The sequence below is a fragment of the Plantactinospora soyae genome, from assembly GCF_014874095.1.
Taxonomy (GTDB): Bacteria; Actinomycetota; Actinomycetes; order Mycobacteriales; family Micromonosporaceae; genus Plantactinospora; species Plantactinospora soyae.
Window position 1 is genome coordinate 2886301 of record NZ_JADBEB010000001.1, and the last position, 16784, is coordinate 2903084.

10 protein-coding genes are annotated in these 16784 nt (G+C 69.6%); 5 read left to right on the forward strand and 5 right to left on the reverse strand.

Features of this window, described 5'->3' with window-relative positions:
• Window positions 1-12: 12 nt before the first annotated feature.
• Together H4W31_RS12955 and H4W31_RS12960 are read right to left on the reverse strand one after the other, a co-directional pair.
• Window positions 13-933: a M56 family metallopeptidase gene (locus H4W31_RS12955; RefSeq protein WP_192766889.1), complete on the reverse strand. Its 921-nt coding sequence runs from the start codon at window positions 931-933 to the stop codon at window positions 13-15.
• 4 nt (window positions 934-937) lie between these two features.
• Window positions 938-1333: a BlaI/MecI/CopY family transcriptional regulator gene (locus tag H4W31_RS12960; protein WP_192766890.1), complete on the reverse strand. Its 396-nt coding sequence runs from the start codon at window positions 1331-1333 to the stop codon at window positions 938-940.
• 339 nt (window positions 1334-1672) lie between these two features.
• Between H4W31_RS12960 and fxsA the strand changes: the two genes are divergently transcribed.
• Window positions 1673-1852: an FxSxx-COOH cyclophane-containing RiPP peptide gene (gene fxsA, locus H4W31_RS12965; RefSeq protein WP_192766891.1), complete on the forward strand. Its 180-nt coding sequence runs from the start codon at window positions 1673-1675 to the stop codon at window positions 1850-1852.
• A gap of 73 nt (window positions 1853-1925) precedes the next feature.
• Entirely contained in the window at window positions 1926-3056 is a 1131-nt protein-coding gene (locus H4W31_RS12970) for an FxsB family cyclophane-forming radical SAM/SPASM peptide maturase (protein ID WP_318783168.1), read from the forward strand.
• A gap of 12 nt (window positions 3057-3068) precedes the next feature.
• Here H4W31_RS12970 and fxsT (H4W31_RS12975) read toward each other — a convergent pair whose 3' ends face one another.
• Complete coding sequence (gene fxsT, locus H4W31_RS12975; RefSeq protein ID WP_225945508.1) at window positions 3069-6992, reverse strand: FxSxx-COOH system tetratricopeptide repeat protein; 3924 nt, start codon at window positions 6990-6992, stop codon at window positions 3069-3071.
• Window positions 6993-7005: 13 nt separating this feature from the next.
• A complete protein-coding gene (locus tag H4W31_RS12980; RefSeq protein WP_192766894.1) occupies window positions 7006-8268 on the reverse strand; it encodes a TIR-like protein FxsC in 1263 nt (420 codons plus the stop codon).
• Between the two features lie 473 nt (window positions 8269-8741).
• Between H4W31_RS12980 and fsxC the strand changes: the two genes are divergently transcribed.
• The 3 genes from fsxC (at window position 8742) to fxsT (H4W31_RS12995) (ending at window position 14896) form a co-directional block, all read left to right on the forward strand.
• Window positions 8742-9929, forward strand: a complete 1188-nt coding sequence (fsxC, locus tag H4W31_RS12985; protein ID WP_192766895.1) for an FxsC protein — start codon at window positions 8742-8744, stop codon at window positions 9927-9929.
• Window positions 9930-10152: 223 nt separating this feature from the next.
• Complete coding sequence (locus tag H4W31_RS12990; protein WP_192766896.1) at window positions 10153-10983, forward strand: TIR-like protein FxsC; 831 nt, start codon at window positions 10153-10155, stop codon at window positions 10981-10983.
• Window positions 10970-14896: an FxSxx-COOH system tetratricopeptide repeat protein gene (fxsT, locus tag H4W31_RS12995; protein ID WP_192766897.1), complete on the forward strand. Its 3927-nt coding sequence runs from the start codon at window positions 10970-10972 to the stop codon at window positions 14894-14896. Before H4W31_RS12990 ends, fxsT (H4W31_RS12995) begins: the two co-directional genes overlap by 14 nt.
• Window positions 14897-14949: 53 nt before the next feature.
• On the opposite strand, the gene H4W31_RS13000 is transcribed toward fxsT (H4W31_RS12995), so the two are convergent.
• Window positions 14950-16746, reverse strand: coding sequence for an HEXXH motif domain-containing protein (locus H4W31_RS13000; RefSeq protein WP_192766898.1), 1797 nt, complete (start codon window positions 16744-16746; stop codon window positions 14950-14952).
• Window positions 16747-16784 lie beyond the last annotated feature (38 nt).

The following is a 16784-nucleotide window of genomic DNA, read 5'->3' on the forward strand; positions in this document are numbered from 1 at the left end:
CGTGCCGCAACCTCAGCGCAGGAAAAGCGACACCGGCAGGCTGACCAGGGCCGTCGCGAGCGTCAGTGCGGCGACACCACGCAGCCGGTTCGGCCGTTCCGTCACCAGAAGCCGGGCGACCCGGGCGTCGAGTTCGCCGTCCGCGGCGCCGAGCGCGCCGGCCGGGGTGACCCGGGAACCGGCGCTGGCGAAGCGGAGCAGCGCGGCCGCGAGTGGGGCGTCGGCGTGCAGGCGCCGGGCCTTGTCGTCCGCCCGCATCTCCACCAGCAGCGCGACCGCCTCGTGTGCCGTCCGCACCCAACGCACCCCGGGCAGCGCCCGGCAGAGCGCGGTGAACGGCAGCAGCACCAGGTCGTGCCGCTCGTCGGCATGCGCCCGCTCGTGGCTCAGCACCGCCGCCAGCTGCGGCTGGTCGAGCAGGCTCAGGGTGCCGGCGCTGACCACCACCTGCGGGCGTACCCCGGGCAGGCAGTAGGCGGCGGCACTGGGATGGTCGAGCACCAGCGCACCCGGCGCGGCCGGGTCGTCCCGGGCCACCAGGGTGAGCAGGTCGCGGTGCCGGCGCTGGGCACGCAACGCGCTGAGCAGGCTGCGCCCCGTCGACCAGAGCAGGACGACGGCCACGCCGAGACCGACGCCGACGAGCCCGAGGTGGGTCACCCCCATACCCCTGGGCAGGGCGCCGCCGAACAGGTCACCGACGAGGGAACGCAGCGCCGAACCGGTGCTCTGCCCGTACGGGGCCAGCCCGATCGAGACCGGCAGTCCGATCGCCGATAGCCCGAGGGCCAGGCCGACCGCCTGCCAGCAGATGATCGCGATCCGGGGGCTGTGCCAGGCCCACGCCGCGCCCAGCCGACCCGTACCGGTCAGCACCCGCGCCGCCACGTAGCAGGCCAGGACGGCGATGGCGAAGTGAGTGGCGTAGGTCATGCCGTCACCTCGCCGCGCTCGGCGCGGGCGGCTCTTCGGCGGCCTCCTCGGCGAGGGCGGCGCGCAGCACGTCGGCCTCGGTCCCGGTCACCGACCGGGCGAACCGGACCAGTGCCGCGTCCCGGCTGCCGGCCAGGTCCAGGGCGTCGAGCATCAGCCGGGCGATGTGCGCCTCCCGGCTGGCGGCCGGCCGGTAGCTCCAGGCCCGACCCGCCCGCTCCCGTTCGACCATGCCCTTGCCGGCCAGCCGGTCCAGCACGGTCATCACCGTGGTGTACGCCAGTTCGCGGTCCCGGAGCGCCTCGGCCACCTCGCGTACGGTCACCCCGGAGCCGGCGCTCGCGCCCCGGTCCCAGAGCACGTCCATCACGGCACGTTCGAGATCACCGAGTCGCGTCACGCGGCAAGTCTACTACTCGCCGTCGTATACCGGGTTATGGCGACGGCCACCTCCCTCGACTCCGCCGCGGACGGTGGGCAGCAACGTGATGCTGGCCCGGCTCGACCTCGACGGCGCGGGGACGTGTACGGGCACTACTACGGACCGATGATCAAGTTCAATCCGCACATCAGGTTCTTCGATTGCCACCGGCGCGGTTACGTCCGCTGCCGGGTCGACCGATCCGAACTGCGGGCGGACCTGCGAATGGTCAGTACGGTGAGCCGTGAATAACCGTCCCTCTCGCCGCGCACGGTAACCTCTGTCTAACATTGCGCGGCGGCGGAGGACGAGTGCGGCATGAAGAGAGTCGGGCCCGACGTCGAGGGGCATCTGGTCGATCTCGACGACATCCCGCTGGCCCAGGTGCTGCAGATGGACGAGGATGAGTCCGTGCTGGCCAACTCCATCCGGAGGGTCATCGATGCGGCCCAGCGGCATCCCCGGGACACCGTGGCGGCGTTCAACAACTACATCTGACACGCTGCCCGCACAGCCAGACGGGAACGGTGCGAAGGGTTCCGACACCGCGGTCGGCACGCCGGTTCGGCAGGTGCTGCTCAAAATCCACAGCCGCTGCAACCTGGCCTGCGACTACTGCTACGTCTACCAGCACGTCGATCAGACCTGGCGGGACCGGCCCAGGACGATGTCCCGGGCCGTCGTCGACCTGGCGGCCACCCGGATCGGTGAACACGCGCGGCAACATGGACTCGGCCGGGTGACGGTCATCCTGCACGGTGGCGAACCACTGCTGGCCGGTCGGGAACTCGTCGGTCACGTCGCGCGGAGCGTCCGCGCGGCCGTTCCGGCCAGCACCGCGGTCGACCTGCGGGTCCAGACGAACGGGGTACTGCTCGACGAGACGTTCCTCGACCTGCTCGACCGGTACGACATCCGGGTCGGGGTCAGCCTGGACGGCCCGGAGGCGGCCAATGACCGACACCGGATCTTCGCGAACGGACAGGGCAGCCACCAGGCGGTCGCACAGGCGTTGGAGCGGCTCGACCAGCACCGGTACCGGCACCTCTACGGTGGCATCCTCTGCACGATCAACCTGGCGAACGATCCGCTCGACGTGTACCGGAGTCTGCTGACCTTCGCACCGCCCCGGATGGACTTCCTGCTGCCGCACGGCAACTGGACCACGCCACCGCCCGGCCGGCGGACCGACAGCGCGGAGACGCCGTACGCGGACTGGCTCCGCCCGATCTTCGACGAGTGGTACGCCACCCGGCCGCAGCGGACCGGAATCCGACTGTTCGAGTCGTTGATCGATCTGCTGCTCGGCGGTTCGAGCGGTAGCGAGGTGGTAGGGCTCAGCCCGAGTGACCTGATCACGGTGGAGACCGACGGCGCGATCGAGCAGGGCGACGCGTTGAAGACCACGGCGGAGGGGATGGCGGCCACCGGCCTGCACGTCCGGTCGTCCACCTTCGACGAGGCGATCGCCCAGCCGGCCTTCCGGTCCCGCCAGTCCGGCCTGGCGGGGCTCGCGGCCACCTGCCGGAGATGTCCGCTGGTCCGGGTCTGCGGTGGCGGCCTGTACGCCCACCGCTACCGGGCCGCGAACGGGTTCGACAACCCGTCGGTCTACTGCCCGGACCTGACGGCACTGATCACCCACATCCGCAGTCGACTGAACGCGGAACTGGCCGCCCTGCGGGGGCGCTCGCCGGGCTAGCGTCGCAGCGGCTCAGAACTGTAAGAGATCGATCTCGCACTCCGCCCGTTCTCTGGCCAGGATCGCGGCGGTGAGCGGATGCTCGCGGCCGACGCCCCGGGTCGCCCGCGCGACCAGGTCGGCGCGGAAGTCCGCCAACCCGCCGAGGTCGCCCACCGCCGTCCGGCTCGCCGCGAGGTTGCACCCGGCGGTCAACAGGTCCGGATGGGTGTCCCGGAAGATCCGTGCCATCCCGTCGTACGCCAGCCGTTCCAGTTCCAGCGCGGCCGCCGGGTCGTCGAGGGCGAACCGGACGTTCGCGGCGATGACCAGGCACTGCAGCGTGTACGGATGCCCGTCGCCCAGAGCGGTTCGCATGCCGCCGAGTGCGGCGTCGGCCTCCCGGGCAGCGGTGTCGAGTTCACCGTTGCGACGCAGGTAGATCGCGAGGTTTCCCCGGACGGCCAGCACGTACGGATGGGTCTCGGGGAGGACGTCCTGCTGCCGCTGGATGTTCTCCCAGCCCAACTCCAGCGCCTCCACCTGGTTGCCCAGTGCGGACAGCGTCAACGCGAGGGCATTGGCGCAGGCGAGCCGGTCCGGATTGGTCTCCGAGCGGGACGTCCGGAAGATCTCGTAGGTCGCCCTGGCCAGGTTCAGCGCGGCGTCCAGGTGGCCCAGCCGCCGGAGGGTGGCGGCAAGCTCGACCCGGGCACGCATGGTCGACGCCTGGTCGTCACCGTGCACCTCGCGATGCCCGGCCACGGCCGCCTCCAGGACGCGTCGCGAGGCGCGCAGGTCACCGGTGAGCCGGAGCACCCGGCCGTGGCTCGTCGCCGAGAAGAGGGTGTCCGGAAACCGTTCGCCGAGCAACCGGCGGCGTCCCTGGTACGCCTGCTCGTGCAGCCGCAGAGCCTCCCAGTAGTCGCCGAGGAATTCCAGGACGACGGCCAGGTTGTTCATCGCCCGAAGAGTCCGGTGGTCATCCGCGTCGAACAGTTCGGTCGACAGCTGCAGGACCTCCCGGTTGAGATCACGTGCTCGGACGAACTCACCGGTGCTCCAGAGGTCGGCGGCGAGCCCGGCCATGCACAGCAGGGTGTGCGCGTGCCGCAGGCCCACCGTCCGGAGCAGGCCCTGGTAGGCCTCCTCGCTCAGCCGCCGGGCATCGACGTACCTGGCCTGTGGGCGTAGGACGTTGGCGAGGAAGATCTTCGCGGCCAACACACTGAGGTCGTCCTCCGGGGACTGGCCCTCCCAGACCTCCAGCGCCGGCCCCAGCAGCTCCGCGCTCGCGGCGAAGTCTCCCCGTCGGTAGAGGTAGCGACCGACGCCGAGCACCAGTTGCCGGACGTCGTCGTCAGTGGACTGGAGTGCCCGTACCGCGACGACGTGCGGCCACAGGCTGGCGAAGGTCGGCCAGGTGTCGGGCTGCTCGGGGTCGCCGGGGTTGACGGAGACCAGGATCTGGTGCACCTGTCGCCGGGACCGTTTCTCGACCTCGCCGGACAGGCTCTGCCGGATGACCGCCGACACGAGCCGGTGCAGTTGGACGCTGGCCTGCGTCGCGTCGAAGGTGGCGAGGGCGGAACGCCGGGCCTGCTCGACCACGCCGGCAAAGGTGGTGACGTCCCGCAGCGCCGTGTCATCGCCGGCCACGATATCGATCAACCGCTGGCTGTAGAGCAGCGAGGCGGGGATCGGTTCCGGTCCGAAGAAGGCCAGTAGCTCCATGAGCCGGCCCGCCGCCGGGCTCTCCGCGCGGAGCCGGTCGAGGGAGAGCAGCCAGGTCGCCGGCCCGGCTTCCTTGTATCCCGCGGGCAGGTTCTCGGCGAGCAGCCGGGACAGCTGGCTGTCGAGCAGCGTGAGGTACCGGTCGACCGGCATCCTGGTGGCCGCGAGCCAGGAGCCTGCCTGCTCGACGGCGAGGGGTAGGTCACCGAGCCGCCGGGCGACCTCCTCGGCGTCCTGCGCAGTGAGCGCCGGCATGCGGAGCCGGAGCAGCTCGACGCTCTCGTCCCGGCCGAACGGGCCGACCTCGATGAGCTTGCCCCTGCTGCCCCAGCCCAGAGCCCGCGAGGTGACCAGGACGTGCGCGGCGCCGTCGGGCAGGATGTCCGCCAGTTCCTCGGGATCTCCGGCGTTGTCGAAGACGAGCAACCACCGCTGGTCGGCGGGGGGCCGCTCGAGGATCTCGACCAGCAGCCTGATCCGGTCGCCGGGCGTCTCCGCGTTCCGTACCCGCAGTTCGTCGGCCAGGTCGACCAGGCCGGCCCGGGCCATGCTGGTCTGTGCCGCCGAGATCCACCACACCGCGTCGTAGTCGGCGGCGAAGCGGTGTGCGTACTCGGTCGCGATCTGGCTCTTGCCGACGCCCGCGATACCGCTGAGGGTCAACGGCGGGACCGGGGCCGGAGCCGACGACAGATGGTCGCGGATCTGGGACAGCAGCTGCCGCCGGCCGGTGAAGCCGGAGTTGCGCGGCGGCAGCCGGGAGACCTGGGGTGGCGCCGGGAAGCGTGGCGACACGAGTCGCACCGCGCCCTCGGGCTCGACGACCGGCCGGTTGAGCGTGGCCAGCAGGCCGGCCCGGGCACTCTCCGCCGGCATCCCGGACAGCTCCAGTACCCCGTACCGTTCGAGTTCGTCGGGCGGCGCCGTGCCGTCCAGCGAGATGGTCAGCACGTTCGACCGGCCGCGTTCGCGGGCATCCGTCGACTGTCGGACCCATCCCGCTATCTCCGTCGGCAGGCGGTACGAGACGGAGAGCAGCACGGTGACCAGGTCGGCACCCTCCGCCGTCGGTTCCGGCTCGGCCGGCCCGCCCCGGTGCGACTCTTCGACCTCCCGCAGGATCGTCGGCAGCCCGACCTCGGCCATCACCCCGGCGACCCACTCGGCCCAGATCCGGTCCTCGGCCGCGTAACTGACCAGTGCCCGGGTCATCGCCCGTGGACGGGTCCGCTCGAACCGGGCCAGCCAGTGCCGCCGGGCTCCCTCCTCCAACGGGGTGAGTGGCCGCACGAGGTCGCCACCGACGACCGCGGCCAGTCGTTCGTACGCGGCGAGCAGCGTGCTCGGCTGCCGGGCCCGGTCACCGAATACCGCCAGGATCTCCTCGTACGCGTAGAACAGCTTGTACGGGATCTCCACATCGGCCCAGTACCGTGCCTGGTCGTCCGCGCCCAGGTGCTGGAGGAACGGCGCGAACCGGAGCCAGGCGTAGTCCCGCCCCGCTTCGAGCTTGCTCTGTTCGCCGTCCTCCACCCGCATCGGCACGGGCAGGATCCGCACGGGTTCGTTGGCCCGCAGGTTGCGGATCGACCGGGCGACCGCCACCGCGCCGTCGATGCTCTGGGTGCTGAGGGTGAAGCAGTTCAGCACCGTGTCCGGCAGCAGAACGGTGCAGATGCCGGCGCTGTCGCTCAGCCCGGTGCGGCTGTCGATCAGGACGAAGTCGTAGTGGTCGCGCAGATTCTGCCGCAGTTCGGCCAGGAACGCGGCGCCGCCCAGCCGGTCGTAGAAACTCGGCCAGTCGAAGGTGCTCACCGTCGCCGAGTACGCCGGCCCCTGACGCCCGGCCGGCAGCAGATCGAGTTCCCCGCCACCGCTGAACCGCCAGCCCAGGGAGACCGCGTACCGACGGACGTCCGGGGCCATCCTCGTCGGAGTCGTCGGCTGGCCGGACCCCTGGACCACCGTGGCGGCGAAGTCCCGGACGAGGTCGATGACACCGTCCGAGGCATGCAGTTGGGGATCGTCGGTGAGCAGGGGATGGAAGAAGCGGTGCAGTCCCGGCGACTCCAGGTCCCAGTCGACGGCGAGTACCCGGTGCCCGCTGCTGGCCAGGAGCCAGGCGACATTGGCCAGCGCCATCGTGCGCCCGGTTCCTCCCTTGTACGAATAGAAGGTAATGATATGCCCGGAAGAACGCCCCGGCACGGATGTGGGTGCCATTCCAGACTCCTTCTCAGGGTCCCTCGAGAATTGGTCGGGTACGCCTCGGCATCGAGGTCTCGGTGTCGGGTGCGGCGGCACGGGCGAAGACCCGGTTGCGGGCCACCTCGAGGACCACCTGCAGATCCTCGTCAAAGGACCGGTGAGTCAGGATGTCCGCCCGGTAGGCGAGCGGCTCTCCGCTCGCCACCCGGTGCAGCATCACGCTCCGCAACCCGTCGGAGAGTCGTCGCCAGTTGTGGTGCGTCTCGGGATCCTCATGATTCCGCGGGATCATCGCGGCGGTGGCGGGAGCCTGCTGGATCTCCTGTTCGGCCAGAGCCTGCCGATAGTCGTCGAGCTGCGTCGCCCAGGCATCCACGAGGAGCACCACGATCGAGTTGCCGGCCGGGGGCATGCCGGCTCCGGGCAGCAGCGGCAGGGGTGACGCGTCCGAGCTGAGGCCGCGTCTTCCCGCTACCGCACGGGCGAAACTGGCCAGCGAGTCCGGGAGCGCGGGCAGGTACGGCGCCCAGTCGAGCGAGGCCGCACCGTAGAAGTGCACATCCCGGCGGATCGTGCTGGCCTCCTGCTGACTGGGCGCGGCGATCACGAAATGGACGTGGTCGGATCGAGGACGCAGGTGCGGCTCGTCCGCCGGTGGAGGGGTGATCCCGGCCGGGTCGTGGAACGCGCTCCTGACGGTGTGGAAGTCGATCCGGGGGCTGTTCGGCGGCGGCTCGAGTGCGTTGGTGGTGGCGTTGTCCACTATCCGATCGGCGAGGATGCTGATCGCCTCGATGTACTCGTCCTCGTTGCGGCGTAGCCGCATCAGTTGGCGTAGTCCGTCCCGCCGGTAGGCGTCGCTGAACACGTCCCGGTCGTACTGCACCTCCTGCACCGCGTCGGGTATCTGGCGGGGCGGTAGCCAGAGGACCGGCAGCAGCGCGGCGGAGCGGATCTTGTTCGTCTCCTCGTGCTGGCGTACGCGTTCGGCGAACATCTGCCATTCCCGACCACACGGTTCGCTGGCGAAGTATCGGGGCGAGAAGAGCGCCAGGAAGGAACAGGCGTTCGAGAGAGCGTCCACCAGGTCCGCCGACCACGTCGCGCCGATCTCGATGCTGTTCTTGTCGAAGAAGCCGACCTCGGCCCCGCTTGCCAGCCCCGCGCGGACCCGTACCTCTGCACAGAGATCCTTGTAGAACCGCTCGACGTACGGGTCGTCGTCGCTGCGCGCGTAGCTGAGGAAGAAATGCAGGCGGCGAGGGACCCCGGGCTGCTGCGGCGCGCTCACCCGAACAACCCCCGTATCGCCGGCGGAAGAATCACGAGGCGGATGCGAGGCCTGACGACCGGACATCCGCACAGACATGATGCACGCTTCGGCGACGATTGCGTAGTGATTGGGTTACGGGATAGATTGGTGCGATCACTGGAGACTCGATAAAGCGGCGCTGACCTGGCGTGATTCATATTTGCGCAGTTGAGTTGATCAGTTACGTGCGGCCATGAGGTAGCAAGGAGGTTGACGCCTCGAGCGATGCGTCCGGAGTCACCGGAGGGCAGTGTGCGCAGTGGACACCAGATAATCTTCCATTGCGCGCCGACCTGGGCATACTGGCCGGCTCTGTTGACGCGCCGGCACCGTACCTTGCGTCCGGGCCGTTCGTCCCCCCAGAATGGGACCGCTGTCCCGACGGGGCCTCTTTGCGCAACGCAATCCACGAAGCTCGGCCGCATGATCCGCCCCCGCGGGAGGAGGAGCTGTTGACGCAGTTCTTCCTGAGTCGTGCCGCGGGTGACGACGACAGCTACGCGATCCGCTTCTTCCGGGACCTCTCGGCCAAGGTCAGGGAAATCTCGGGTGTGGACGGCGAGGTCGGATTCGTCGAAACGGTCGACAGCGACAGCCGCTCACCCTGGTCCGCACCGGCCCGTAACGCCCTGGCCGGTTGCCAGGCGTTCGTCGCGCTCTGTTCGCCGCGCTTCTTCCTCAGCGAACGCTGCGGACGACAGTGGTGGATCTTCGCCGATCGGCTCGACCGGTACGCGAAGCAGACCGGCCAGCAACCTCCGGCGCTGCTGTCGGTGCTCTGGTCCGGCGGCAGCGGCGTGGACGGCGCGCCCGGCGAGGGCCGCGAGGCGGTCCGGCAGCTCATCAGACTTCGCAGCCACCGACCGCGCTACGAGTCCCTGCTGACCACGCTGGCTACGCAGATCGTCCGGACCGTCGAGGAGCACCGCATTCCACCGGTCAGTCCCAACTTCGATCCGGCGAACGTGCCGAGCGCCTTCGACTACGCGGGAGTGGAGTCGGCGCTCCAGACGCCCTCGGCGAAGGATCTGGCCGAGGCCGCCACCCAGCACGTGCACTTCATCGTGGCGGCGGGCACCCGTGCCGAGATGGGCGCGGTCCGCGACGACATCCGCTTCTACGGTGATCGGGGACAGGACTGGGCCGCATACCGGCCGGCGCTCTCGGGCCCACTCGTCGCGCACGCCCGTACGCTCGCCGCCGAGCGCCTGTTCCGGTCGGATGTCATCGATCTCGACGATCTGTCCGAACGCCTCGACCAGGCGCGCAGGAACAACGAGATCGTTGTCCTGCTGGTCGACGCGTGGATCACGAAGCTCGCGGCCTACCGGCGGATACTTGCCGAGTTCGACGATCAGACGGATTCGAGCGTCGCGGTGCTGGCGCCGGCCAACGTGACCGACGCGGAGACGGTCCGGCACAGCGGTGAGCTCCGGGCCGGACTGGCCCAGACCTTTCCGCACAATCTCGCGCGTGGGGACCAACTGGTTCGTATCGAGATCGACAGCCCCGAATCGTTCGAGATCGACCTTGTCTCGGCGCTCGAGGAGGCGCAGAATCGCATCTTCAGCCGTGGACGGGTGTTCCGCAGGCCGGCCCAGGACGCGCCGGCCGACCGACCCATCCTGCAGGGTCCGTAACGGACCGCTGATGTTCCCGACCACGTTGATCCGCGATCCGTCGTCCATGCCCCGATGGCGGCATCGGCCGGGTCCGATTCGGATCGGGGGTGCGCGGCCTTCCTACAATGAGCGTGACTCGCGTATGTTGCGCATACTGGGAACTCCTCGTCGTACGGCGATCCCCCACTCCGGTGTTGATCGGATATCCCGTTGCGTACGACGTGGGGTCCGGGGAGGGCCAGTGCTGTACTTCTTCTTGAGTTACGCGCACGGGGAGCGCGAGGACAGGGCTCGCGTACAGCAGTTCTTCAACGACCTGAGCACGGAGATCCGCGTACTGACCGGTGAGGACGGCGGTACGGCCGTCGGGTTCCACGACGACGGTGCACTGCGCCTGGGGGACGACTGGCCCCGGGAATTGTTCAACGCCCTCTGTCGCGCTCAGACCATGATCGCACTCTTCTCCCCGCGCTACTTCCGCAGCGAGTTCTGTGGAAAAGAATGGGCAGTGTTCAGTGCGCGGGTCCGCCGCTGGGAGCAGCACGGCGGAAGCGGTCAGGCCCGGCTCATTCCGATCTTCTGGGTGCGGCGTACCCAGGTCCCCGATGTTATCGAGCACCTTCAGCACCGCGACGCGCGGTTCAGTGACACATACGACCGGGAGGACCTGCGTGACCTGCTCCGGGAGCACGCGCGGGGGCGTAGCGGCGAGTACGAGCGGTTCGTCAGCGTGCTCGCCCTGATGATCACGGAGATCGCCGCCGAGGGGCATCCGATGCCCGAGTCCGACCTCTACCCGGAGTTCCAGTCCGATCTGCGGGCGGTGGGTAGCGCGTTCCACCCGTCGCCCGACGCCGTCCGACCGGCCGGGTCGTCGGCACCGGCACCGAGACCGGAGCCCGCGGCGGTGATCGAGCCTCGACGGCCGGTCGACGTGCCGAAGGGCCCACCACCCCGGCCGATTCTCAGTCTCGAGGAGGACCCGGAGCGGCCCGAGCCGGGCGAGCCGGCCGGGGACAGCACGGGTGCCGCGCCGCACAACATGAGGGGTGGTGGTCATGAGCGACCCTGAGGGCGTCCGGCAGCACGCCGGCCGGATCATCACCTTCTATTCGTACAAGGGTGGTACCGGCCGCACCATGGCGTTGGCGAACATCGCCTGGCTGCTCGCCAACAACGGCCACCGCGTACTCACCATCGACTGGGACCTCGAGTCGCCCGGCCTGCACCGCTACCTCCACCCCTTCCTGGTGGACAAGGAACTACGCGGCTCGCACGGTGTGATCGACCTGGTACGCGAGTACGCCAAGGCCGCCACCCGGCCGGCTGCGGGCGGCTCGGAGGTGCTGCACCCCGACGAGGTGTCCAATCTCGCCCGGATCCAGCGCTACGCCAGTTCCCTCGAGTTCCCGTTCCCCAACGACGGCGGCATCGATCTGGTGCCCGCGGGCCGGCAGGGTCCGGAGTACTCGACCCGGGTCAGCACCTTCAACTGGGACGACTTCTACGACCGGCTCGGCGGGGCGGTCTTTCTCGACGCGCTCCGTGAGGACCTACGCAGCCACTACGACTACGTGCTGATCGACAGCCGGACCGGGTTGAGTGACACCGCCGGCATCTGCACGGTGCTGCTGCCGGACGTGCTGGTCAACTGCTTCACGATGAGCACCCAGAGCATCCAGGGCGCGGTCTCGGTGGCCCGGTCGATCCGTAACCTGCGTCGCGGGCAGCCGATCCGGATCTTTCCGGTGCCGACCCGGGTCGAGGACGGCGAGCAGACCAAGCTGGAACGCAGCCGTACGCACGCGCGGCAGTTGTTCGAGCCGTTCGTCCGGGCGTTGGACCGGCAGGACTCGGACAAGTACTGGGGTTCGGTGGAGATCCCCTACAAGGTCTACTACGCCTACGAGGAGATCCTGGCGGCGTTCGGTGACCGGCCCCGGCAGGAGGGGACGTTGCTGGCTGCGTACGAGCGGCTGGCCGGGATAGTGGTCGGGTCGCCGATCGAACTGCCGATCACGATGCCGGAGACCCGGCGACTGCGGTGGCTGGCGGACTTCGAACGGCGTGCCCCGCTGAGCCCGGGCGAACTGGTGATCAGCTATGCCCCACGGGACCGGATCTGGGCGGAGTGGGTGGCCGCCGAACTGTCCCGGGTCAGCCAGCAGAGCCGGCTGGTCGAGCAGCGCGCGTCGATGGAGGAGGTCGACCGGGCCGACCGGATCCTGGTGCTGCTGTCCCAGGAGTACACGCGTTCCCGGGAGGCGGCCCGACTGTGGCGGCGCGGGCAGGAGCGGGAGTACGACGGCCCGGGCCGCTTCGTCGTACCGATCCGGTTCGACGCCACACCCACGCCCGCGATGTTCGAGGAGCGGGACGTGGTCGAGCTGCACGGGGTGTCGGGGATGCAGGCCCGGGAGTCCCTGCTGGCCGCCCTCGACCTGATGGACGTGTCGTCGTCGCCCGGGGCGGGCGAGGGGCAGACCTGGCCACGGTTCCCGGCCGCGCTGCCGCCGATCTGGCGGGTACCGGCGCGGAACCCGGCGTTCACCGGCCGGGACGCGATCGTGGAGATGCTGCGGAACCGGCTGCACCGGCACCCGACCGCCCAACCCCTGGCGCTGCTCGGGCTGGGCGGGGTCGGCAAGACCCAGATTGCCCTGGAGTACGCGCACCGCTTCGCCGCCTACTACGACATTGTCTGGTGGATCTCGGCGGACCAGCCGCAGATCGTCCGTGCCGAGCTGGCCAAACTCGCCGGTCAGATGAAGCTCGCCGGGTCGACCGTCAACGAGCAGGTCGACGCCGTCCTCCAGGCACTGCGCCAGGGCAGCCGGTTCCCCCGCTGGCTGATCATTTTTGACAACCCGGAGGAGCCGGAGCAGATCCGGGACTTCCTTCCCGACGGCCCCGGCGACGTGATCGTCACGACCCGCAACCAGAGCTGGACCCACGTCACCGAGTACCTCGAGATCGGGGTCTTCGAGCGGGCCGAGAGCGTCGAGCTGATCTCCCGCCGGGTGCAGACCCTGATGCCGAGCGACGCCGAGGCCGTCGCCGAGCGGCTGGGCGACCTGCCGCTGGTGGTGGAGCAGGCGGCGGCCTGGCTGGCAACCACCGCGATGCCGGTGCGGAGCTACCTGAACCTGCTGGACACCCGGCTGCCCGAGATGCTGGCCGAGAGGCCCCCGCAGGGCTATCCGAACTCGGCCGCGGTGACCTGGAGCCTGTCGATGGAACGGCTCCGGGAGAGCCGGCCCGCCGCTGCCCGGCTGCTGGAACTCTTCTCGTTCTTCTCGCCGGAACCGATCCCGACCTGGCTGCTGTCGACGCCCCGGATGGTCGAGGAACTCGCGAAGGTCGACCGGGCGATGCGGGATCCGTTGTTGCACGGCGCGTTGATCCAGGATATCGGACGGTACGCGCTCGCCCGGGTAGATCCGGCAATCAACGCGATTCGGGTTCATCGACTGGTACAAACGGTGATCAGGGACGCGATGAGCGTCGAAGCGAGGGTGGAGAGCCGGGTGCAGGTCCAGGAGATCCTCGCGGCCACGTCGGCGGCGAGGCAGGGCGGGGTGGACGACCGGGAGAACTGGTCGACCTACGAGGAACTGCGTCCGCACCTCGAACCGTCCGGCGCGCTGGAGTCCCGGGACGACGCCGTCCGACAGCTGGTCCTGGACATGGTGCGGTATCTCCGCCTGCGGGGTGACCTCGCCGGCAGCGAGGAACTGGCCGAGGCCGCCGTGAAGCAGTGGTCCACGATGTTCGACACAGAGGACGCCCTGGCCCTGCGGCTGCGCGTGCAGCTCGCCAACACGCTGCGGGACGTCGGTCGCTCCCGTGAATCGCTTGCGATCAGCGAAGAGGTGCTGCCCCGGCTGACGGAGCTGTTGGGGCCTGACCACTTCTACACCCTCGAAGCGGCCGGCGGACTCGCCGCAGACTACTGGCTCTACGGACGCTATCGGGAAGCGACGACGCTGAACCAGCAGGGGTGGGCGCGCTGGCGCAGCGCCTACGGCGACGACCACTTCCGGACGCTGATGGCGGCGAACAACGCCGCTGCGGCCGAACGGTTCAACGGCCGCTACCGCGAGGCCTTCCAGATCGACACGGACAACCTCCGGCGCCGACGCAAGGTGCTGGGCGAGCGGGACTACTGGACGCTGCACTCCGCCGTGGCCCTCGGTCGCGACATGCGGGCGTTGGGCGACCTGGAGCAATCTCGGGCGTTGTTGACCAATGCTCTGCGGGACTGCCAGGTGGAGCTCGGCGACGACAACCGGCTCAGCCTGTGGGCGGCCAAGAGCCTGGCGGTGACGCTGCGCCGGATGGGGCGCCCCCAGGAGGCCGTCGCGCTCCTCGACGACACTCTCCGCCGGTCCCAGAAGACATTCGGGGAGCGGCATCCGGAAACCATGCAGTGCCTACTGGAGTCCGCCTGCCTGCACTCCGCGCTCGACGACCAGGCCCTGGCCCGGCAACAGGTGGAGGACGTCTTGGCGTACTTCCGCGAGACGTACGGTGCCGACAACCCGCTCACGCTGGGCGCGGCGAACGATCTCGGCATGATCCTGCTCCGGACCGGTGACGCCGAGGCCGCGTTGCCGATCCTCGAGGAGACCGCCGAGCAGTTCGCCGACGTCCTCGGCGACGATCATCCGTTCACGCTGGCCTGCCGACTCAACCTGGCGAATGCCCGGCATGCCACAGGCAGCCAGGCCGACGCCCGACGCCTCGACGAGCGTACTCAGGGGAAGCTGGTCGAACGGCTCGGTCGGCAACACCCGACCACGATCGCGGCGACCTCCAACCTGGCGATCAGCCTCCGGGACACCGGCGCGCTGCACGATGCTCGGCAGCAGACCCAGAAGGCGCTCGAGTTCTCCCGGCAGGTCCTCGGCGACGAACATCCGAACACCATCGCGGTCCGGGACGGCCACCGCATCAAGGTCGACATCGAACTGGAGCCGCTGTAGGTCCGCGGTGGAAGTCGCGACATCCGGCCGCGTCAACGTATTCCTCGAACTGGTCAGGGCAATGCCCTGGTCAGCCACTCGGCCACCTGCTCCGGCGGGACCCGACCGCCGGCGGCGACGTACAACCTGTGAACCAGTCCGGGGTGGTCGATCAGGGTTCTGGACACGACGGTCCGGCCGGTCGTCGCACGAACTGTCGCTACTACGAGTCGAACCCAACCTTCGAGATCGTCGGGGCGAATCTCTGCCGCGTACGCGCGGGCGGCGTCGCCGTACCGGCCGGCGAGATAGGCGGCGTCCCCGTGATGCGGCGCGCACGCGGCGGCCGGTCCGGGAGTCATGTGCAGGCTCGACCGGATCAGGTTGGCCAGGGCCGGCTCGGATGCGGCTGGTGCACCGAAGGGGGACTTCCGGGACGCCAACGAGTCGATCAGTTCGGCCGAGTCGGCCAACCAGGCGGGCAGGGGCGCCGCCACCAGCCGGGCGAGAGTCGCCGAATCGGGTGTCGCGTTCAGCAGCCGCCATCGCACGGCGTACCCGAGCGCGGCGTCGGCGGCGGCCTGGTCGATCTCCGGCGGCAACGGTTCTCCGGCCCAGGCTTCCAATCGATCCCGCAACGGCGTGACGAACGCAGTGCCGAGGGCGGTCAGTTCGCCCGCGTACAGGAGATCGTGCACCGCGAGCAGGGTGAGTCGGCGCCAGAGGGCGAATTCGAAGTGCGCGGTCCGAGCGGCTCCCGGATCCGCCAAGAGCAGACGACGCCGTCGCCAGAAATCGCAGACGCCGAGGTGGGCATAGACGCCGTGTAGTGCGGCGGATACCGGGCGTGGGTCGGAGCGCCAAGCAGCGATGTACCGGGCGACGCCATCTGTTTCATACAGGTCGTACAGGTCGAGGATCGCCACCAGTTTCATGTGCTGGAACTCGTGGATCAGGGACAGGGCCAGCGCTTCCGCCGTGGAGTTCGCCGACACCGCCAGTGACCCGTACGCCTGGAACGACGTGGCGCCCTGGCTCGTACCATTCTCCGACGGCGCGAGCGGCATCAGGGAGATGAGCGCCGCGCGCATCCCCCGCGCATAGTCGGAGTAGTCCGTGTCCAGGACGGACCATGCCTCGCGGCACAGCTGGTCGAAGCGGAGGGCCGCCGACCCGTCGAGCCGTGGCGCCGGGGGCCACTGGTGGCAGTTCCGGTACGGGTCGAGGTCCTCGATCCGTACTGTGTAGCGGCGTCGAGGACCATCGACCCGGATCCGCCGGACCGGAAGCCAGTGCTCCGACTCGCGTCGGAACGGACCCGACACCACGACAGTGTGAAGCTCGCCGACGAAGGTCAGCGCCGACCCGTCGCCGACCACACGAACCCGATGGTCACCCAGTCCCACCAGGGCACCGAGCGTGGGGAGGACCAGCACGCCGTCCCGGACCGGCAGCGTGACGTCGAAGAGCAGTCCGGCGGCTGCCCCGGCTGCGGCGGCGAGAGCGGTCAGGTATCCGAGCTCGTCCTCGATTCCCGGCGGCCTGGACGGATCGGCCCCGTCGACCGAGAGCAGCTGGCGTAAACAGGAACTGGCCCAGTTGTCGAGGTACGGATGCGCCAGTACCGAGTGCACGGATTCCGGCCGGGCCGCCTCGGCCTCGCCGAGCAGTCGCGTCGCCTCGGCCACGACGGAGGCGATGTCCTCGCCCAGTTTCATCGCCTCTAGTACCACCGTGAGCAGTTGCAGTCTCCGTTTGGAGCGTTGACTGGCGGAGAGGACGCCGATGGCGTACCGATCGCCATCGCCCTGCGCCAGGGCGACGATCTGCTCGGTGGTCAGCCGATGACGCCGGACGGAATTGCCACGCACGTGCCCGTCATGCGACGTCGGCGGCGCTCTTCCTGCGG

Coding starts and splice junctions, on each gene's coding strand:
- H4W31_RS12955 (WP_192766889.1), bottom strand. CDS start 933: ATGACCTACGCCACTCACTTCGCCATCGCCGTCCTGGCCTGCTACGTG.
- fxsA (WP_192766891.1), top strand. CDS start 1,673: ATGAAGAGAGTCGGGCCCGACGTCGAGGGGCATCTGGTCGATCTCGAC.
- fxsT (WP_225945508.1), bottom strand. CDS start 6,992: ATGGCACCCACATCCGTGCCGGGGCGTTCTTCCGGGCATATCATTACC.
- fxsT (WP_192766897.1), top strand. CDS start 10,970: ATGAGCGACCCTGAGGGCGTCCGGCAGCACGCCGGCCGGATCATCACC.